Genomic DNA, 20,986 nt, shown 5'->3' with positions numbered 1-20,986 from the left:
CTATCCCTTCTTCTCTTTTTTTGCCCTAACCTTTTTAGGGGTAGCGCTTTTAGCATTTTTATTTTCTTCATTCAACAAAGTTTTTGCCCTAGCGATAGTGCGGCGAGCTTTTTTTATACCTTGCCTATTCTCAAGAGAACCGGCAGCCGCCTGCATACGCAGGTTAAACTGTTCTTTTTTGGAAGTTAAAATAATATCTTTTAACTCCTCACTACTTTTTGCGCGAAGCTCGGCGATTTTCATATTAATTCTCCTCCTTCACACGGGCGACAAATTTGGTTTTTATTGGAAGCTTAGCAGAAGCGCGCTCGAACGCCTCACGCGCTACATTCTCAGGAACTCCTTCTACCTCAAATAAAATGCGTCCCGGCGCAACACGAGCAGCCCAATATTCAACAGACCCTTTACCTTTACCCATACGAACCTCAGCAGGCTTACTGGTAACTGGCACATCTGGAAAAATCCTTATCCACATACGACCAACACGCTTTACGTGCCTTGATATAGTACGGCGAGCCGCTTCTATCTGACGGGCGGTAATACGCTCAGGTTGCATGGCTTTCAAACCATATTCTCCAAAATTCAATGTAAAACCACCTTTAGAAGCGCCTTTTATGCGCCCTTTGTGGGCTTTACGATATTTAGTTTTCTTAGGACTCATCATAACACAAAAACCAACTCTTAATTATTACTTGCTATTAGTTCAACTGGAGCTGAATCAGCAGGACTCTGTGATTCAGATTTTTTCTCTTTACCAAGTATTTCTCCCTTGAACACCCATACTTTAACACCGATAGTACCATACGCGGTCTCGGAGCGAGCTACACCATAATCAACATCCGCACGTAGAGTATGCAGAGGAACACGTCCTTCACGATACCATTCCATGCGGGCTATCTCAGCTCCACCAAGACGACCACTAACATTAACACGAATCCCAAGCGCGCCAAGACGAAGGCAAGATTGCACCGCGCGTTTCATAGCACGGCGGAAAGCCACACGCTTTTCTAGCTGCTGGGCGATTGACTCAGCGATTAGAGTAGCGTCAAGCTCTGGCTTAGGAACCGGAACTATGTTAAGATTAACTTCATCTTTAGTAAACTTCGCTAGATCTTTCTTAATCCGATCAATATCAGCGCCTTTCTTACCAATAACCACACCTGGACGAGCGGCATGGATACTAATATTAGCCTTTTTAGTAGGACGTTCAATCATCACTTTGCTGATACCAGCAGAGCCTAGAGCCTTCTTCAAGTAAGCCTGAATCTTATAGTCCTCATGTAGTTTATCGGCGTAATCTTTACCGGCAAACCAGCGTGAATCCCAAGTCTTATTAATGCCTACTCTAAGACCTATCGCATTTACCTTCTGCCCCATATTAAACGTTCTCCTCTTTTTCGCGCACAATTAGCGTTAAATTAGCAAATGGTCTGAACACACGAGCTGACTTACCACGACCACGTGTATGCATGCGTTTCATTACCAAATTTTTTCCGACATATGCCTCTTTTACATACAAAGAATCAACATTTAGATTATGGTTATTCTCAGCATTAGCGATAGCGGACTGCAAAGCCTTCTTAACATCACCGGCTATTCTTTTGCTGGAGAATGAAAGCTGGGTAAGCGCGCTGCTTACATCCATACCACGTATCAATCCCGCGACCAGATTCAACTTTTGTGGGCTAACACGAATACGGTTTATAACCGCCTTCGCCTCATTTGGAGCCAAACCGCGCTCTGTTGCTTTTTTAGACATAAAACCCTCTTTTCAATCCTTATTTCTTAGTCTTCTTATCAGCGCCATGACCATAATAGGTACGTGTTGGCGAAAATTCACCGAATTTATGACCAACCATATCCTCATTTACAGATACGGGAATAAATTTTTTACCATTATATACACCAAAGGTAAGCCCCACAAATTGTGGTAGAATGGTAGAACGGCGCGACCATATCTTAATTATCTGATTGCGTCCTGAATTCCTTGCCGCGTCTGCTTTTTTAAGCAGATAACCATCTACGAAAGGTCCTTTCCAAACTGAGCGTGCCATAACTATTAATTCCTCTAATTACTATCTAATTACTTACTCTGATGCCTATTACGGATAATAAGCTTATTCTTTTTCTTACGTGAACGGGTCTTCGTTCCTTTTGTTCCTTTACCCCAAGGAGTAACCGGGTGACGACCACCACTAGTACGCCCCTCACCACCACCATGTGGATGGTCTATAGGGTTCATAGCGACACCACGAACAGATGGACGAATACCAAGCCAGCGGCTACGACCAGCTTTACCGACAACTATATTCTGATTGTCAGGATTAGAAACCGCTCCAATTGTCGCCATACAACCGGCAGGAACCATTCTTAACTCACCAGAACGAAGTTTTATCTGAACATATCCGCCATCACGACCGACTATTTGAACATAAGTACCGGCGGATCTGGCTAATTGTCCACCTTTACCAACCTTCATCTCAACATTGTGAACTATAGTTCCAACTGGAATATTCTTAAGCTGCATACTATTGCCAACTTTAATATCTGCCTTGTCAGATGATACAACATTATCACCAACAGCAAGACGTTGCGGCGCTATGATGTAAGCTAGCTCGCCATCATCATACTTAATAAGAGCGATAAACGATGTACGATTAGGATCATATTCTATGCGCTCAACAACCGCCGACACATCTTTCTTACTGCGTTTGAAATCTATGATACGGTAAGATTGTTTATGACCACCGCCAACACGAAAAGAGGTCAGACGACCATAATGGTTACGACCACCACTTTTCTTTTTACCGACAGTAAGTTTTTTAACCGGCTTACCTTTATAAAGCTCACTACGGTCAACGATAACTAATTGACGTTGGGCGGGAGTTGTTGGTTTGAAACTTTTAAGAGCCATCTTAGTTTACTCCTCCCTCTAAATTAATTGAACTGCCTTCTGCAAGGGTAATAACAGCTTTTTTACTATCACTCTGCTTACCTTTGGTACCTCTGAAAAGCTTCGTCTTACCAAGACGACGCAGCGTATTTACCTTAACTACTTTCACGCCGAACAAAGCCTCAACCGATTCTTTTATATCAGATTTACTAGCATTAAGACGCACGTTGAACATCACCTTGTTATACTCAGAAACATGTGTTGATTTCTCGGTAATTACCGGTGACAAAACCGTATCATAATGACAGGCACGTACTTCCTTCGCTTCTACTTTCTTTTTCGCTTTTCTCATTTTAGCCTCTCTTCAAGACACTTAACAGCGTCTTTAGTCAAAATAACCTGCCTATGGCGCAATATATCATAAACATTAGCCCCTTGCTGGGGTAACACATCAACATGTTTTATATTACGGGCGGCTTTTACAAAATTCTCATTTAAGTTATCACCGCCAATAAACAAAGGAGCGTCCCATCCGTTTTTAGCGATTATATCCGCAACCGATTTCGCTTTTGGTTGTTTTATGTCAATATTCTCCACAACAAAAAGCGAACCATCAGAATATTTAGCAGAAAGAGCAACTCTAAGAGCCATTTTCCGAACCTTCTTAGGAAGAGAAAAGGCATGACTACGAACAACCGGACCAAATATAGTAGAACCTCCACGCATTTGCGCTGAACGGGTTGAGCCTTGACGAGCGTTACCAGTACCTTTTTGTCTAAATGGTTTTTTATGCCTACCGCTAATCTCACTTACGGTTTTGGTTTTATGAGTACCAGCCTGAGCTTTCGCGCGTTGCCAAGTAACAGCGCGGTGTAGTATATCCTTACGAACCTCGCTGGTAAAAATACTATCAGCCACCTCTATATCGCCAGCAGCCTTATTTTCCAATGTAATTACTTTTATTTTCATAATATATACTCTTTAACTGTCCTACTATTTAGCTTCCTTATTGTCAGCTTCCGGCTCATTAGATGATTCTTCCACTATATTCTCAGTTTTATTTTCTTCAACTTTACGCAAACCAGCTGGAAATGGAGCGGATGGATGAGTTCCCTTTCTGCAAGCGTCCTTAACCAGCACAAAACCATCATCACTTCCCGGAACGGCTCCGCTTAACATAATAAGTCCACGCTCATCATCAATAGACACTACCTGTAAGTTTTGAGTAGTAACTCGCCTATCACCCATGTGACCAGCCATCTTCTTACCCTTAAATACTTTACCTGGATCCTGACGTTGACCGGTTGAACCGTGAGAACGGTGAGACACTGATACACCATGTGTTGCCTCAAGACCACCGAAATTATGGCGTTTCATAGCACCAGCAAAACCTTTACCAATACTTCTTCCCACCACATCAACAAATTGACCTGGAACAAAATGACTGGCGACTATCTCAGAACCAACATCAAGCATAGCTTTTTCATCTACCCTGAATTCAGCAAGCTTTGCCTTTGGCTCAACTTTTGATTTAGCGTAATGTCCACGCAAAGCCTTAGAAACATTCTTGACTTTAGCACTACCAACACCAAGCTGCAACGCATTATAACCATCCTTATCTTTGGTCTTTCTCGCTACAACCTGACAATTATCAATTTGCAGAACTGTAACTGGCGTTTCCACACCACCTTCAGCATAAATACTGGTCATTCCGACCTTTTTCGCTATCAATCCGGTACGCATATTACGCTGCCTCCGCCTTAATTTTAATATCAACACCAGAGGCTAAATCTAACTTCATAAGAGCGTCAACAGTTTGAGGAGTAGGATCTACTATATCTATAAGACGCTTATGAGTACGAATCTCAAACTGCTCACGAGATTTCTTATCAACATGCGGAGAACGGTTAACCGTAAAACGAGCGGTACGAAGAGGAAGCGGTATAGGACCACGAACCTGAGCTCCGGTACGTTTAGCGGTTGACACTATCTCAGTGGTTGACTGATCAAGCACCCGATGGTCAAAAGCCTTAAGCCAAATACGAATTTTCTGGTTTTGCATTTTTACTACTCCACAATTTTGGCTACGACACCAGCGCCGATAGTTCTTCCACCCTCACGGATAGCGAAGCGCAAGCCTTCCTCCATCGCGATTGGTGAGATAAGCGAAGCCTCAATGCTCACATTATCACCCGGCATAATCATCTCAACACCATCTGGAAGCTTAATAGAACCAGTAACATCAGTAGTACGGAAGTAAAACTGTGGACGATAATTACTAAAGAACGGAGTATGACGACCACCTTCCTCTTTGGTAAGAACATATATCTCAGCGGTAAACTTAGTATGCGGAGTGATAGAACCAGGCTTAGCTAGAACCTGACCACGCTCAACCTCATCACGCTTGGTACCACGTAACAACACACCAACATTATCACCAGCGCGACCCTCATCAAGAAGCTTACGGAACATCTCAACGCCGGTACAGGTGGTTTTCTGAGTATCACGCAGACCAACTATCTCTATCTCCTCTCCAACCTTAACAATACCACGCTCAACGCGACCAGTTACCACAGTTCCACGACCAGATATAGAGAACACATCCTCAATCGGCATGATGAAAGGCTTGTCAATCGGACGCTCAGGTTGCGGTATATAGCTATCAACAGCGTCCATAAGTTTAGAAACAGCCTCACGACCAAGCTCAGGATTCTTATCCTCAAGAGCGCATAAAGCCGAACCACGAATGATTGGTATATCATCACCAGGAAATTTATACTTGCTAAGCAATTCACGAACTTCCATCTCAACTAACTCTAAAAGCTCAGGATCGTCAACCATGTCACATTTGTTAAGGAACACGACAAGCGCTGGAACACCAACTTGGCGAGCGAGAAGTATATGCTCACGAGTTTGCGGCATCGGACCATCAGCGGCGGATACAACAAGTATCGCACCATCCATCTGCGCCGCGCCAGTAATCATGTTCTTTACATAGTCAGCGTGACCAGGACAATCAACGTGAGCATAGTGACGACCCTCAGTCTCATACTCAACGTGAGCGGTGTTAATGGTTATACCACGCGCCTTCTCCTCAGGAGCGGCGTCAATGCTGTCATATGCCGAATATTTAGCCCGACCAGCCTCAGCCAATACCTTCGTAATCGCAGCAGTCAAACTCGTCTTGCCATGATCTACGTGACCTATAGTCCCGATGTTACAGTGAGGCTTGCTCCTATCAAATTTCTCTTTAGACATTGTTTATGTTCTCCTCAATTATTTCTAATATTTCTAAGCTACATTCTTTTTAATTTCATCAGCCACGTTTGACGGCACTTGCTCATAATGATCAAAAGACATGGTATATTGCGCACGCCCCTGCGACATTGAGCGTAGTGTATTCACATACCCGAACATTGAGGCAAGAGGCACCATAGCGTTCACCACACGGGCGTTACCACGCGAATCCATACCTGAAACCTGACCACGACGTGATGATAAATCCCCTATCACATCACCCATATATTCCTCCGGTGTTACCACCTCAACCTTCATCACCGGCTCAAGCAGAACTGGAGAGGCTTTTGCCATACCATCACGGAAGGCGGTGCGTGATACAATCTCGAATGCTAACACAGATGAGTCAACATCATGGAATGCGCCATCAATAAGAGTCGCTTTGAAATCTATTGTTGGAAATCCAGCCACCACACCGGTACTAAGTGAGCTTTCAAGCCCTTTTTGTACACCCGGTATGTATTCCTTAGGAACCGACCCACCAACAATTTTACTTTCAAACTGAAATCCAGAACCCGGCTCCAAAGGCTCAAAATTAAGTATAACCCTAGCGAATTGACCAGAACCACCCGTCTGTTTCTTATGAGTACAATCAATCTGATAAGGCTTGGTAATAGTCTCACGATAAGCGACTTGTGGAGCACCAACATTTGCCTCTACCTTAAATTCACGCCGCATTCTATCAACTATAATATCAAGATGGAGCTCACCCATTCCTTTTAATATAGTTTGACCAGTCTCCTCGTTAGTAGAAAGACGAAGCGACGGATCCTCAGAAGCAAGACGAGATAAAGCCATACCCATTTTTTCTTGGTCAGCTTTGGTTTTAGGCTCAACAGCAACTTCAATAACCGGCTCAGGAAACTCCATACGCTCAAGGATAACTTGAGAGTCCATATCACAAAGAGTATCACCAGTAGTGGTATTTTTAAGACCAGCGATAGCCACTATGTCACCAGCGTAAGCCTCTTTTATATCCTCACGTGAATTAGCATGCATAAGCAACATACGACCAACACGCTCACGATTTCCCTTTACGGTGTTTTGGACGTAGCTACCAGCCTCTAACTTACCGGAATATACGCGCACGAAAGTAAGAGAACCAACAAAAGGGTCAGTCATTATCTTAAAAGCAAGAGCAGCGAGCTTTTCACCATCATCAGCGTTACGACGCACTTTTTCCTCAGTTTTAACGTCTATGCCTTCCACATAGCCAATATCAACGGGACTTGGCAGAAAATCCACCACAGCGTCAAGCATCGGCTGAACACCTTTATTTTTGAAAGCAGCTCCGTTTAATACCGGAACAAATTTGAAGGCAACCGTACCCTTACGGATACAATTCTTAAGCTCTTCCTCAGAAGGCTCCTCACCGCCAAGATATTTCTCCATAACCGCATCATCCATCTCAACAGCGGTTTCTATCATATCGATACGAGCATCTTTCGCCGCGGACTCTAACTCCGAACGAATAGGACGCTCCTCAAAAGCGGCACCAAGTTGATCACCACTCCAGACAATTTCTTTCATCTTGATAAGGTCAACGACACCTTCATATTTATCCTCGCTACCTATTGGAAGCTGAATAACCAAAGGCACCGTACCAAGACGATCTATCATCATATCAACACAACGCTGGAAATTAGCCCCAATACGATCCATTTTATTAACAAAACAGATACGTGGAACCTTATATTTATCAGCTTGCCGCCACACAGTCTCTGATTGAGGCTCAACACCAGCAACCGAGTCAAAAACAGTAACCGCACCATCAAGAACACGCATCGAACGTTCTACCTCAATAGTAAAATCAACGTGTCCCGGTGTGTCAATAATATTAATCTGCTTATCTTTCCAGAAACAAGTGGTGGCAGCGGAAGTAATGGTAATACCACGCTCTTGCTCCTGCTCCATCCAGTCCATAGTGGCAGACCCTTCATGAACCTCTCCAATCTTGTGAGATCTTCCGGTATAATAGAGTATACGCTCGGTTGTAGTAGTCTTACCAGCGTCAATATGAGCGCAAATGCCAATATTACGATATTTTGATAATTCTGTTTTACGTGCCATAACCTTAATTTCCCACTACCAACGATAATGCGAGAACGCCTTGTTAGCGTCCGCCATTTTATGAGTATTCTCACGCTTAGTAACCGCGCCGCCACGATTATTTACCGCATCCATAAGCTCTGAGGCTATCCGGTCACGCATTGTCTTTTCCTTACGGGCACGAGCGGCCGATATAAGCCAACGAAGCGCTAGCGACAGACGACGCTCCTCACGTATATCCGTAGGCACCTGATAAGTAGCACCACCAACCCTGCGCGAACGAACCTCTACAGTCGGCTTAATATTATTAAGCGCGTCATGGAAAAATTTAATAGGATCCGCGCTAGTTTTTTTATTTATAATATCCAAAGCACCATAAGCTATTGACTCAGCTGACGATTTCTTACCATCATACATCATGGTATTTATGAACTTAGTAAGAACTACATCCCCGAATTTAGCATCAGGTAAAATCTCTCTTTTTTTAGCTGCGTGACGACGTGACATAAATTTAACCTATCTAACTAACCCTATCCTAAAATTATTTCGGTCTCTTCGCACCATACGAAGAACGAGATTGTTTACGATTTTTAACGCCTTGGGTATCAAGACTACCGCGAACTATATGGTAACGAACACCCGGTAAGTCCTTAACACGACCACCACGTATCAACACAACACTATGCTCCTGCAGGTTATGCCCTTCACCCGGTATATATCCGAACACCTCAAAACCGTTAGTTAAACGAATACGAGCCACTTTACGCAAAGCTGAATTCGGCTTTTTTGGCGTTACCGTCTTAACCTGCGTACATACACCACGCTTTTGAGGACAAGCCTTCAAAGCTGGAACCTTATTACGCTTGGCTACAGAGCGACGAGGACCACGAACCAACTGATTAATTGTCGGCATCAAAATACCCTTATATTTCAAATTGTTAACAAATAAAATCAAACCAGCCAAATAAATGGAAAGACATCCAAAAAATGGGCTAGAATGAAAAACCTCCGGATAGAACGACTATTTTAGGTAATTTTTAACACATTTTTGATTATTATGTATAAAGTAGTCTAATCAAGAACTTAAAAACAACCAATCTTGTCCAACGGAGGCACGCAAACTAATTATCTATTTGTCTGTCGTCAAGCTAAATTTACAAGAAATGATAAAAAAATGTATAATTGATATTTTTATTGTTGGCATAAAGAGAAAAATCTCTTAAGTAGGAGCCTCAAGGTGTTTATAAATTTGTGTATCCCTTGAAGGAGCAATAAAAAAAGGTAGTAAAATTGAATAGTTATTTTAGCACATATAATAATCAGTCATTTTCCTCGTACCCTATTAAGATAAACTGCCGTCTGGCGAGTAGTCGCCGGCTGCGTAAGATACGCCTTTCATGGTTTGTGGCAGGGGCTGCCTTTGCTATAGTTTATAGTTCGTTTATAAGCCCTATATTACTGAATAAAAATACTGAATATATGGCTGGTGGCGTATCACCACAATCTTTAGAGGAAATAGTAAACGCCTCGTATTATAAGAGTGTAGCTTCTGAGGTTGTTTCACCGGAAGTTTTGGATATAGCAAAAGAGAAGTTGGAAGTATTAAAAGCTAGTGATGGCGGTTATAGTGATGAGCAAACAGGTGATGAAGTATTAAAATCGGGGATTGTCGGTGAGAATGTTGGTGCTAGAGATGATATAGAAATCGGTAATGATGTTACAAAAAGTATAGCTATAACTGATAATATAAAGGATGATGATGAAAAAACGTCTGGCGCTATAGTCACAAAAAACGCATATACACGGTACCCTAGATCTCTGGAAATAAATGTAAAAAAAGGAGATACACTAACTGATTTGCTGACTGAGGCTGGTGTACCGTTTGATGAGACTAACAATATATTCGGTTCAATAAAGAAAGTGTTCAATCCAAGAGAGCTAAATGTGGGAGATAGCTTTACATTGGAAATTGACCGCGACGCTAGTAATGAAGTTGTAGTAAAGAGCTTGGAAATGCCTGTATCTAATGTCTCTACCGTCAGATTGGAAAGGCAAAATGATGATTCTTTCTCAGTGCAGAAAATAAAAGCTAAACTTACAAAAAAGCTGGCAAGAGCTGGTGGTGAGATAAACAGCAGTATATATCAAACAGCGGCTGAGTTTGGAATTCCGATGTCTACACTGAGTCAAGTCGTAAATGCTTACAGCTATAACGTGGATTTTCAACGTGACGTTAAAAAGGGCGACTCTATAGATGTGCTGTTTGAGCTTACCGAGAATAAAGATGGCGAAGTTATTGAAAATAAAGGATTTGTATTCTCAGAACTGAATCTAGGCAATCGTTCTTTGAAGATATATCGTTACACTGATAAAGATGGAAACACTAATTTTTATGATGAAAATGGTGAGAGTGTGCGTAAAGGACTACTTAAAACACCTGTGAATGGCGCGAGAATAACGTCTAGGTATGGTCTGCGTAGACATCCGATAGCTGGTTATACCAAAATGCATCGTGGAGTAGATTTCGGAGCGCCAAAAGGAACTCCCGTCTACGCGTCAGGTGACGGGGTGGTAAAACAAGCTTCCAGAAATGGTGGATACGGTAATTATCTTAAAATACAGCATAATAGCAAATACGCGTCGGCATACGCACATCTTAGCCGGTACGCTAAGGGTATAGCTCCAGGTAAGCGAGTAAAACAAGGTCAGATAGTAGCTTATGTCGGAACTACCGGTCGCAGTACAGGTCCTCATCTGCATTATGAAATATTGGTAAACGGCAAACAGGTTAACCCATCCAAAGTCAAGTTCAAGGGTGGAGAGATATTGAGGGGTCGTGAATTAGCTGCTTTCCGCAGGAATGTTGCCAAAATTGATGCGCAGCTTGCCTCAATCAAAATAGGTGGGGCGGTAACACTCGCTGACGCAAGTAAATAGCTATTTTGATAGTAAAAATATTGGCTTTCCACTTGCGGTAAGACCTTCTTATTCCAAATGACTCGGTTATATATTAACTAAAGATTAATATCTATAATGTCATAATTTAGTTATGACTCAATTTAGAATATTTTTTATAAAATCTAAGATTTTCTTCAAACATGATAGACATGGATTTTCTCTGATTGAGATGTCCATAGTTCTAGCGGTGATAGCTCTTATCGTCGGTGGTGTTCTGGTTGGAAAAACGCTTATTGACTCATCTAGGATTAATGCTCAAATAGCACAGATTGAGAAATATAAATCAGCGGTCAATCTGTTTAAAACAAAATACAACTATATGCCTGGAGATATGCCAGATCCGAAAGCATCAAGCTATGGGTTTCATAGAAGTACTGGTTGTAATAATTATTTCTCGTCGGGATGCGGCAATGGCAATGGAACAGTAGATGGAGCAGAAATAGGAGGGGAAATCGGAGTAACAAAAGTATTATCAACTTATGATTTTACCGGAGAAACTCATCTGTTCTGGCTTGATTTGATTGACGCTGAGTTAATAGGAGAAAAAATAACAGAAGCACTAAATGCTAACACTTTAACCTATAATGTGAAGGAATATCTGCCAGCCGCTAAAATAGGGAATAAAAAATACGTACATGTATGGTCAAATGGTATAAGACTCTCTCAATATACTCCTATACAAGATGGTAAGCTTTATTTTGCACTTTCTGAGGTAAACGCGGTTGCAGGTGGGAATCAATTCTTGGCAGTAACGCCTGATGGATATAAAAGCGTGTTTTTCCCTACCATAAAAGCGGTTGACGCTTATAACATAGACTCAAAAATTGATGATGGATTGCCACAGTCAGGAGATGTGATAGCGGCCTATCCGGGGGCTATGGTGGGTTGTTGCATTTCAGCTAGATGGGTAGGAGCAAGCCATACACCTACTATATGGTCTCCAAATGGCTGGAATGTTGCGACAACCAAGGCTGTTCCCGCTTCTGACACGACTTGCTATGATAACAACAATACCGCTGGTGAGGTACAGAAATATTCTATGGCTCAAAATGGTGGAAACAACGAGACCTGCGCTATTTCATTCAGACATGACGGGTAGTATAGGTTTGGGCATTAAGCTTTAGGGAATAGGCACTAGGAAATTGGTTATAGAGAACAAGAAACTCGGTCAGCAGACCGAGTCAGCCATGAGCCCGCAAAGCGGTATCCCCTGTGAAAGACAGTAGTCTTTCACGAGGATGAGATATAATTAGGCAATAATTAAGTTTCCAATAGACCGAGTCAGCCCTAATCCTTAATGTCTGTCGCCTAAAGCCCAATTCCTATAACTCTAGACCTTAAGTCCACCTTCCCAAGCGGTTACTTTCACCTTCTGCCCGTCAGAAATCCGCCCAGAGAGAATCGCGCTTGCCAATTTATCCTGTAGTTCTTTTTGAATAATTCTCTTTAGCGGTCTTGCCCCATACATTGGATCATAACCGTTTTCCGCAAGCCACTCCTTCGCTTTATCATCAAGAGAAAGAGTGATTTTTCTATCTTCCAGTCTTTTTATAAGATTCCGCATCTGAATATCCACAATACCAGACATATCCTCCTTTTTAAGCCTACCGAAAAGAATAATCTCATCAAGACGATTTAGGAATTCAGGACGGAATGATTCCCTTACCACCTCAATTACCAAATCTCTGGTTTTCTTAGAAATTTCCGCTTCCTTAGAATTAGCGAGAAACTCTGAGCCTAGATTAGAGGTAAGTATTATCATAGTGTTACGGAAATCAACCGTTCTCCCCTGACCATCAGTTAACCTGCCATCATCAAGCACCTGTAATAAGATGTTAAACACATCGGGATGGGCTTTCTCTATCTCATCAAATAATATTACTTGATATGGGCGACGACGGACAGCTTCAGTAATCACCCCGCCCTCCTCGTAGCCGACATAACCCGGAGGCGCGCCGATAAGACGGGATACCGCGTGTTTTTCCATAAACTCTGACATGTCAACCCTGAGCAGTGCCGCCTCATCATCAAATATAAATTCAGCGAGCGCCTTAGTAAGCTCGGTCTTACCAACTCCGGTAGGGCCTAAAAATAGGAATGAGCCAAGCGGACGCGCGGGATCTTGAAGACCAGAACGGGCACGGCGCACAGCATTTGAGACAGCGACTAGAGCCTCTTCTTGCCCTACTACACGCTTGCGGAGATTATCTTCCATTTTCAGGAGTTTTTCTCGTTCACCTTCCAGCATTTTCTCAACAGGAACTCCAGTCCAGCGGGAGACAATGGCGGCTATATCTGCCTCTGTAACATCCTCTTTTACCATACCATCTTGCATGTTACTTTCGGCATTTTCTAATTTTTTAGTAAGTTCTGGTATAATACCATAGACTATTTCCCCTACCCTTGCCAAATCACCATTACGCTCAGCTATTTCACGTTCATGCTGTGCTTGCTCTAACTGTTCCTTAATTTTTTGAACATTTACACGCTGTGATTTCTCCGCATCCCAGCGTGAGGTAAGGTCAGCGCTTTGCTTTTCTAATATTGTAAGCTCACTATTAAGTTTAGATAGACGTTCCTTTGAGGCGGAGTCAGATTCTTTTTTAAGTGCCTCACGCTCAATCTTAAGCTGCATTATTTTTCTATCAAGCTCATCAAGCTCCTCTGGTTTACTATCAACCTCCATACGCAGGCGAGCGGCGGCCTCATCCATGAGATCTATCGCTTTATCTGGCAAAAAACGATCGGTTATATAACGGTCAGACAAGGTAGCGGCAGCGACTATAGCTGAGTCATTAATGCGAATGCCGTGATGTAACTCATATTTTTCCTTAAGACCACGTAGGATTGATATTGTATCCTCAACGGTTGGTTGGGCGATAAATACTGATTGGAAACGACGAGCGAGCGCCGCGTCCTTTTCTACATATTTGCGGTATTCATCTAAGGTTGTCGCCCCGACACAATGCAACTCACCTCTAGCAAGCGCGGGCTTTAACAGGTTAGAAGCATCCATCGCCCCCTCGGTTTTACCAGCACCAACTAATGTATGTAATTCATCAATAAACAGTACTATGTCGCCTTCATGAGAGGCTATCTCGTTAAGTACCGCTTTTAGACGTTCCTCAAACTCACCACGATATTTGGCACCAGCGACCAAAGCGCCAAGATCAAGAGCAAGCAAGCTTTTCCCACGCAAAGTTTCTGGTACGTCGCCAGCAACGATACGTTGCGCTAATCCTTCAATTATCGCGGTCTTACCGACACCTGGTTCACCAATAAGCACAGGATTATTCTTGGTACGGCGTGATAAAACCTGCATAGTACGGCGGATTTCCTCATCTCTGCCGATTACTGGATCCAGCTTGCCGTCTCTTGCCAGAGAGGTAAAGTCTTTAGTATATTTTTTAAGAGCCTCAAAACTATCCTCAGCATTGGCGGAGCTTGCTACCCTACCCTTACGCATATCGTTAATGGCTGAGTTTAATTTTTGCGGAGTTATCCCAGCGTCTTTAAGTATCTTCGCGCTATCAGTACCACTTGCCATCGCTACTGCCTGAAGTAGTCTTTCTACAGTTACATACTCATCACCAGATTTTTTCGCCAGTTGTTCAGCCGCGGCAAATAACTTAGCTATGTCAGAGGTAGCGTAAAGCCCGCCAGCGCCACTACCCTCAACTTTTGGTATAGAGTTGATTTTTTCCTCTATTCGTTGTTTTATTAGCGATATATCACCACCACAAACAGAGATTAACTTATCACTGGTTTTATCTTTGTCTTCCATAAGAGCGGCGAGAATATGCTCACTAGTAAAATGCTGGTGAGAATTCCTAAGCGCTAAAGCCTGTGACTCTTGTATTATAGAACGAGATTTTTCAGTGTATTTTTCAAAATCCATAATTTACCCTCCAGATATAATTATCTTACATAATCATATATGTGGGGGTATGTTCCTATATTTCAATAGGATTAAGTTATATTTTTAATGTTAAATATTAATTGATATAATTATAATGATTACTTGCTAATAACCATACTCAAAAAATGGTGTGCAATTAACCTTATCTATGTCTGACCCAAAACTAATCTTCTCTTCCATCATCATCATCTTCAGAATTGGCGGATACAGGTGCGGTCGTTGACGTAATAAAGGCTGGAAGAGCGCTTACATTTTCCAGCTCATCATCGTCATTGGCATCATCACTATCATTTTCATTATCTGTAACTTCTGAAGAATTGGAATTATTTCTATCGTACCGGCTATGTCTATTATTGCCGCGTTGTGGACGGGAAGCGTTTTCCTCAGACTGCATACGGAAATAATGGTCAGCGTGCTGAAAATAATTTTCAGCTAGAACACGATCGCCAGAGGAAAGCGCCTCACGGGCTTGCGCCATATATTTGTCTTTAAGCGCGCCATAATTCTTGCGACCACGGTTAGAATTCCCCTGATGGCTACCACCAGAATAACGTTTGCCACGTTGTTGGTTGCTACTACCGTAATTGCTACTACCCTGTGACTGCGATTTTTTTCTATTATAACTCACTTTATCTAACCTCTTAAAAATTAACAGTTAATATATTAATTATAAATAAGAAATTTAAAATTTCTTATTTAAGTATCCACTCGCTACGCGACGCATAACCACCACTTTCAGCAGCGGTTATGATAGTTATTCCAAGTAATTTTTAATTGGAATAACTAATATATTGAAAACAAAAAAATATCCGTGATATAAACCAGCCTAAACCAACTATTTGTTATGACGTAAAATAACGCAACGGGTTATCCCGCTTAAATCCTTTCTAAAGCCAGCTATATCAAAACCATGACCAGTTGCTATCTTCCCAAAATCTTCTTCCTGACCTATCCCTATCTCAAATACAGCTATACCGCCATCATTCATAAATTCAGGCAATTCCTTTAATATATCACGATAGCAAGAAAGACCGTCACTACCGCCATCAAGAGCGAGCATAGGCTCATAATCCTTTACGTCTGGCTCGAGCCTTTCAATTACCGCTGACGGTATATATGGCGGATTCGCTAGTACCACGTCAAACTTATCATTCACGTTAGCGCACCAATTTGACCTAAAAAACTCAACCCTATCAGCGACTCCCGCAGAAACCGCGTTCTTTCTGGCAACAGACAAAGCGTTATCACAACAATCAACTCCAACACCAGAAGCTGATGGCAACTCCGACAACAAAGAAATCAACAGACAGCCACTACCTGTACCCAAATCAAGAACTCTAATAACAGAAGCTCTATTCTCAATATACGCTAATGCCGATTCTATAACCGTCTCACTATCAGGACGCGGATCTAGTGTATAGTTATTTACGGAAAAATCAATACCCCAAAATTGGCGGTTACCTATTAGCTTAGCTACTGGAAATCCTTTCACGCGTTTCTTAAGCAATTCCTGATAATAATAATATTGCTCTTCATCCATTAGCAAATCAAAGGAAAAAAGCAACTCCTCTCTACTAACTCTAAGCACATGCTCAAGTAAAACCCTAGCATCAATAGAAGCGGTCTGAATACGCTCTTCCTGCAGGTTAAGTACAGCCTGCCGTAAAATTTCTTTAATGTTAATATCTAAAAACCTATCAGCCGGTAGCGCCATAAAAACCTCAACTAATCCTATAATCTTTTGACTTTATTTTTATAGTCATTTCGGTAAAATTATCCTTAAATTACTATATATATCAGAAATATATCAAGAAATCTCCGATAACCTGCGAGCCTGATCCTCAGCTATCAAAGCCTCTATGAATTCATTAAGCTCTCCACCCATAACCTGCTCTATATTATAAGTCGTTAAATTAATTCTATGATCCGAAACCCTACCTTGTGGGAAATTATACGTACGGATCCGTTCACTTCTATCCCCAGAGCCCACTTGTTCTTTTCTTGAACTGGCTCTAGCGCTCGCCAACTTTTCTCTTTCCATCTCATATAAACGAGAACGTAAAACTTTCAAGGCTTTTGCTTTATTCTTCAGCTGTGATTTTTCATCCTGTTGCTGTACGGTAACACCTGTTGGCAAGTGAACAATGCGAACGGCGGAATCAGTAGTATTTACCGACTGACCGCCCGGACCGCTAGAGCGGAACACATCTATGCGTAAATCCTTCTCATCAATCTGTATATCCACCTCCTCAGCTTCAGGAAGAACCGCCACTGTCGCCGCTGACGTATGGACACGACCTTGTGTCTCGGTAGCTGGAACCCTTTGCACACGATGAACACCTGATTCAAACTTGAGTCTAGCGAATACCGATTTACCATTTATTTCCGCGCTTGCCTCCTTATACCCGCCTATTCCACTTTCTGATAATGATATAACCTCAAATTTCCACCCTTGTTTCTGGGCGTAACGCTGATACATATTAAATAAATCAGCGGCAAATAGAGCTGCCTCATCACCACCAGTTCCGGCTCTTATCTCCAAAATGGCGTTTTTCTCGTCAGCCTCATCCTTAGGAAGCAGTGAAATCTGAACTCTATGTACCAAATCAGGCATATTCTGATTAACTTCATAAATCTCGTCCTCCACCATTCTTCTCATTTCAGGATCGCAGTCTGGATCTCCCGCTATCTGTCCAAGCTCATTAAGCGATTTTTTCGCTTTCTTATATTCAACTATTACTTCAACAATTGGAGTTAACTCAGCGTATTCCTTTGATATTTTTGAAAACTCGTTTCCAGCCAAATTGCCTTGCGAGAGCAAATCACCCAACTCATCATGACGGCGAGTGAGCATTTCTAACTTATCATTAAAGCTCATGAGCGTACCTGATGATATGACATTTTATGATAATATGACTGAAGGAAACGACCAAGCTTATCCATAGTCATAACTTCCTGACTACCTGTTCCTAGATTTTTCATGGTTACTGTTTTATCTCTCACTTCTTCCTCTCCGATTAACAAAGCCATAAAAGAATCTATCTTATCGGCCTTTTTCATTTTTTTACCCATATTGCCGCCTGTAATTAACTCAACATAATAATTTTGCAACCGCAAATCACAGGCAAGCCGTAACGCCGTTACTTCCTGAGCATTATCTACTGGAATTACCGCTATTGGTCTTTGTACGTTCATTTCCTCATAAACGCCAACTTCCTCCTGAAGAGCGAGCAAACGCTCAATTCCAGCGGCAAAACCAATGCCAGCTACATCATTACCACCCATTTGCTTTACCAAACCATCATAACGACCACCAGCGAGCACCGTACCTTGCGCACCAAGCAAATCAGTTGTAAATTCAAAAACCGTATGCGAATAATAATCCAAACCACGTACCAATGAGCTATTTACCGTATAATCTATAGATAGCGTATGTAGTGATTCTGTTATATAAGCGAAAAACTCCTTAGATTCATCATTAAAATAATCGTGAGCTTTTGGGGATTTTTTTATTATATTTTTATCCCCTTCATCCTTAGAATCTAATATTCTTAGCGGATTCTTCTCAAGGCGGATTTTACTATCGTCGGATAAAGAGTTTTTATAATCATTAAAATATTCTACCAGTACATTCCGGTAAGATTTCCGGCTGATGCTATCACCAAGTGAGTTAATCTCCAACTTCACTTTTTTATCTAGCTGTAGGTAGCGCAACATCTGGCAAGTCATCGCTATTATCTCAACATCCGTAAGTGGTTCATTAGAGCCTAAAAACTCCGCTCCGAACTGATGGAACTGGCGCATACGACCTTTTTGCGGGCGTTCATAACGAAAAGCCGGACCATGATAAAAAACCTTGAATGGCAGTTTATCCTGAAGACCATTTGATATAAAGGATCTAACCACTGAAGCGGTAAATTCAGGACGTAGCGTAATCTCCTCACCACCGCGATCGGTAAAATTATAAGTTTCCTTTCCCACCACATCTGAGCTATCACCGAGTGTGCGATGAAATACCTCAGAAAACTCAAAGATTGGTGTTGAAATCTGACCATAGCCATAACGATAGGCTACCATTTCCATAAGCTGAATGATTGAGCGATATTTTTTATTCTCATCCGGCAATATATCATGTGTACCACGCACCGGCTGTAGCTTAGCTGCCATCTTCAAGTTCTACTTCCAATATCTTTTATTTATTTTCTCTTATATATAACGAAAAACGCTCCGGACTCCTCACCCGCTTACCTTCTTTCTCGGCTTGCTTTTTCTCATCCTCTGATACTTCACCTTCTATCTCATCTATCTTCTTATAATCTCGCCATAAAATAGCGAAACGCAAATCACGTGAGAGTAAATCTATAATATTCCTATTATAGGGTTTAATATCATATTCAGCGATTTTTTCCATATTAACGTTTTCATCAACCCATACCAAATAAGGCGGATTATCGGAAAAGTCACGCACTATATTATCTACCAGAAAATTTCTTATGTTTATCAACTCAGAGTTTTCTTTTTCCTGTTGTTCACGGATTATCATTCCGGCAAGCGGCCATAAATGGTGAAATTTCCCCTCAAAAACACCTTTTGACAAAGCTATAACCGGAAAACCCGCTTGTAGGCTGGTAGATAGAGGATATACTCTCTTACCATCAGCGTATTCATTTATTTTATCAAGTAATTTAGTGCTTACAACCGATGGTTTGGTATACATAAAATACCAGAATCTAGCGTCTATATAGACAACTGAAATCAGCAGAGATACCGCAAGACATACGGCGGTGAATTTTCCTCTGCCTATATCAAGCCCTAATTCCTTAAACACCTCAATTAAATACGCAAGGACAAGAATTATGGAAAAACCAGCCATAAACACTAACGGGTAAGCATGATTTATCCATTCTTTACGTTGTAATAACATAAAACCAGCGCAAGCTAGCACCCAGAAAAAACTATGCCGAATAATAGCTTTATATCCGCCATGTGGAGAGGCTAAAAACCAGATAATCATAACTATACAAACAGCCGGTATAACCACTTTAAGAATAGTTGACCACAGCGAATAATAGGCAAAATAGCTACCAAGTAGCACTGGCATTATATTAGTTATATATTCTGGAGTTAAGTAATAGATAGATATAAAATAAATAAGCTGAAACAGACCGATAAACCAATTTGATAGTGAGAAAATAGAAAATAGACTACGTCTTCTAATCGCTAGGGTTAGTTCATTAACCCCCCATAACAGCATAAAAAATGGTTTAATAGCAAAACCGGCGGCAGCCATTAATGTAATTAAAAAATTTATAAATTGATGATTTTTACTATCATTATCGGGAGGCGATAAAGATTTTATAAGATATGGCAGGACGAGAGCGATAAATATAGTCTCACGCTGACCATAAATCGCTGGAGTAAGCAGAAAATAGCCAAAGGCAGTGTATAGCGAAATTGTGTAATATAGTGATGAATTACTAAAAAATTCTCTTTTTTTAAGCAGAGAGATTATAAGCCATAAACTCAAAATATTTATAAAAGTCATAAAATATGGGAAAATTGTATATGAGCTTATGCCAAAAAATTTACCTATCCACGCTGGTATCAGATTAAACCAGACAATAAATGGCGGGTTAGTCTCTAAAATATCCACATATAATTTCTGACCATCCGCCAGACGACCGGCGGCGTATAACAACCAACTACTATCAGGGTTCGGCAAAAGATCCATTTTTGGAAAAAACAAAACTTCACGGACAAAAGTAAGGGCGAGCATTGCCAATACCGCGAATAACAGCGGATTTTTACGTAAGAATAAAGAAATATTCATGAATAAGTTCAAACAATAATTTTTATAATCTGCTGATTTT

22 protein-coding genes are annotated in these 20,986 nt (G+C 41.5%); 2 read left to right on the top strand and 20 right to left on the bottom strand.

Annotation, left to right across the window (positions count from 1 at the left end):
* Genes rpmC through rpsL form a run of 14 tightly spaced genes read right to left on the bottom strand, consistent with a single transcriptional unit; the run spans window position 1 to window position 9,152 of the window.
* Window positions 1-243: a 50S ribosomal protein L29 gene (gene rpmC, locus R3D71_02820; GenBank protein ID MEZ5690582.1), complete on the bottom strand. Its 243-nt coding sequence runs from the start codon at window positions 241-243 to the stop codon at window positions 1-3.
* A 1-nt stretch (window position 244) separates the two neighbouring features.
* A complete protein-coding gene (gene rplP / locus R3D71_02815; GenBank protein ID MEZ5690581.1) occupies window positions 245-664 on the bottom strand; it encodes a 50S ribosomal protein L16 in 420 nt (139 codons plus the stop codon).
* Between the two features lie 17 nt (window positions 665-681).
* Window positions 682-1,377 (bottom strand): 30S ribosomal protein S3, encoded by a 696-nt coding sequence (gene rpsC / locus R3D71_02810; protein MEZ5690580.1) that lies wholly within the window; start codon window positions 1,375-1,377, stop codon window positions 682-684.
* Between the two features lies 1 nt (window position 1,378).
* On the bottom strand, window positions 1,379-1,759 hold the full coding sequence (rplV, locus tag R3D71_02805) for a 50S ribosomal protein L22 (protein MEZ5690579.1): 381 nt from the start codon (window positions 1,757-1,759) through the stop codon (window positions 1,379-1,381).
* A 19-nt stretch (window positions 1,760-1,778) separates the two neighbouring features.
* Window positions 1,779-2,054, bottom strand: coding sequence for a 30S ribosomal protein S19 (gene rpsS / locus R3D71_02800; protein MEZ5690578.1), 276 nt, complete (start codon window positions 2,052-2,054; stop codon window positions 1,779-1,781).
* 29 nt (window positions 2,055-2,083) lie between these two features.
* A complete protein-coding gene (gene rplB, locus R3D71_02795; GenBank protein MEZ5690577.1) occupies window positions 2,084-2,914 on the bottom strand; it encodes a 50S ribosomal protein L2 in 831 nt (276 codons plus the stop codon).
* 1 nt (window position 2,915) lies between these two features.
* Window positions 2,916-3,245 (bottom strand): 50S ribosomal protein L23, encoded by a 330-nt coding sequence (locus R3D71_02790; GenBank protein MEZ5690576.1) that lies wholly within the window; start codon window positions 3,243-3,245, stop codon window positions 2,916-2,918.
* Complete coding sequence (gene rplD / locus R3D71_02785; protein ID MEZ5690575.1) at window positions 3,242-3,862, bottom strand: 50S ribosomal protein L4; 621 nt, start codon at window positions 3,860-3,862, stop codon at window positions 3,242-3,244. The genes R3D71_02790 and rplD overlap by 4 nt, the downstream gene beginning before the upstream one ends.
* 24 nt (window positions 3,863-3,886) lie before the next feature.
* On the bottom strand, window positions 3,887-4,636 hold the full coding sequence (gene rplC / locus R3D71_02780; GenBank protein ID MEZ5690574.1) for a 50S ribosomal protein L3: 750 nt from the start codon (window positions 4,634-4,636) through the stop codon (window positions 3,887-3,889).
* A 1-nt stretch (window position 4,637) separates the two neighbouring features.
* A complete protein-coding gene (gene rpsJ, locus R3D71_02775; GenBank protein MEZ5690573.1) occupies window positions 4,638-4,955 on the bottom strand; it encodes a 30S ribosomal protein S10 in 318 nt (105 codons plus the stop codon).
* Between the two features lie 5 nt (window positions 4,956-4,960).
* Window positions 4,961-6,151, bottom strand: a complete 1,191-nt coding sequence (gene tuf, locus R3D71_02770; protein MEZ5690572.1) for an elongation factor Tu — start codon at window positions 6,149-6,151, stop codon at window positions 4,961-4,963.
* 33 nt (window positions 6,152-6,184) lie between these two features.
* Entirely contained in the window at window positions 6,185-8,260 is a 2,076-nt protein-coding gene (gene fusA / locus R3D71_02765; GenBank protein MEZ5690571.1) for an elongation factor G, read from the bottom strand.
* 15 nt (window positions 8,261-8,275) lie between these two features.
* Entirely contained in the window at window positions 8,276-8,746 is a 471-nt protein-coding gene (gene rpsG, locus R3D71_02760; protein MEZ5690570.1) for a 30S ribosomal protein S7, read from the bottom strand.
* 34 nt (window positions 8,747-8,780) lie between these two features.
* Window positions 8,781-9,152 carry a 30S ribosomal protein S12 gene (rpsL, locus tag R3D71_02755; GenBank protein MEZ5690569.1) on the bottom strand — a complete coding sequence of 124 codons (372 nt, stop codon included), beginning with the start codon at window positions 9,150-9,152 and terminating at the stop codon, window positions 8,781-8,783.
* A 377-nt stretch (window positions 9,153-9,529) separates the two neighbouring features.
* Between rpsL and R3D71_02750 the strand changes: the two genes are divergently transcribed.
* Together R3D71_02750 and R3D71_02745 are read left to right on the top strand one after the other, a co-directional pair.
* Window positions 9,530-11,176 carry a peptidoglycan DD-metalloendopeptidase family protein gene (locus tag R3D71_02750; GenBank protein ID MEZ5690568.1) on the top strand — a complete coding sequence of 549 codons (1,647 nt, stop codon included), beginning with the start codon at window positions 9,530-9,532 and terminating at the stop codon, window positions 11,174-11,176.
* 112 nt (window positions 11,177-11,288) lie between these two features.
* Window positions 11,289-12,296: a prepilin-type N-terminal cleavage/methylation domain-containing protein gene (locus R3D71_02745; GenBank protein ID MEZ5690567.1), complete on the top strand. Its 1,008-nt coding sequence runs from the start codon at window positions 11,289-11,291 to the stop codon at window positions 12,294-12,296.
* Window positions 12,297-12,527: 231 nt separating this feature from the next.
* On the opposite strand, the gene clpB is transcribed toward R3D71_02745, so the two are convergent.
* From clpB to R3D71_02715, 6 genes are all read right to left on the bottom strand, one after another.
* The gene (clpB, locus tag R3D71_02740; GenBank protein ID MEZ5690566.1) at window positions 12,528-15,095 is read right to left on the bottom strand and encodes an ATP-dependent chaperone ClpB; all 2,568 of its coding nucleotides are present in this window, start codon (window positions 15,093-15,095) and stop codon (window positions 12,528-12,530) included.
* Window positions 15,096-15,279: 184 nt separating this feature from the next.
* The gene (locus R3D71_02735; protein ID MEZ5690565.1) at window positions 15,280-15,744 is read right to left on the bottom strand and encodes a DUF4167 domain-containing protein; all 465 of its coding nucleotides are present in this window, start codon (window positions 15,742-15,744) and stop codon (window positions 15,280-15,282) included.
* A 207-nt stretch (window positions 15,745-15,951) separates the two neighbouring features.
* Window positions 15,952-16,830 (bottom strand): peptide chain release factor N(5)-glutamine methyltransferase, encoded by an 879-nt coding sequence (gene prmC, locus R3D71_02730; GenBank protein MEZ5690564.1) that lies wholly within the window; start codon window positions 16,828-16,830, stop codon window positions 15,952-15,954.
* A 93-nt stretch (window positions 16,831-16,923) separates the two neighbouring features.
* The gene (prfA, locus tag R3D71_02725) at window positions 16,924-17,994 is read right to left on the bottom strand and encodes a peptide chain release factor 1 (GenBank protein MEZ5690563.1); all 1,071 of its coding nucleotides are present in this window, start codon (window positions 17,992-17,994) and stop codon (window positions 16,924-16,926) included.
* The gene (hisS, locus tag R3D71_02720; GenBank protein MEZ5690562.1) at window positions 17,991-19,283 is read right to left on the bottom strand and encodes a histidine--tRNA ligase; all 1,293 of its coding nucleotides are present in this window, start codon (window positions 19,281-19,283) and stop codon (window positions 17,991-17,993) included. The genes prfA and hisS overlap by 4 nt, the downstream gene beginning before the upstream one ends.
* Window positions 19,284-19,308: 25 nt before the next feature.
* Entirely contained in the window at window positions 19,309-20,946 is a 1,638-nt protein-coding gene (locus tag R3D71_02715) for a hypothetical protein (protein MEZ5690561.1), read from the bottom strand.
* Between the last annotated feature and the right edge of the window lie 40 nt (window positions 20,947-20,986).

This window comes from Rickettsiales bacterium (assembly GCA_041396965.1).
Taxonomy (GTDB): Bacteria; Pseudomonadota; Alphaproteobacteria; order Rickettsiales; family SXRF01; genus SXRF01.
Note: the sequence above shows the minus strand (reverse complement) of the source record. Positions and strands in the feature narration are given on the sequence as shown.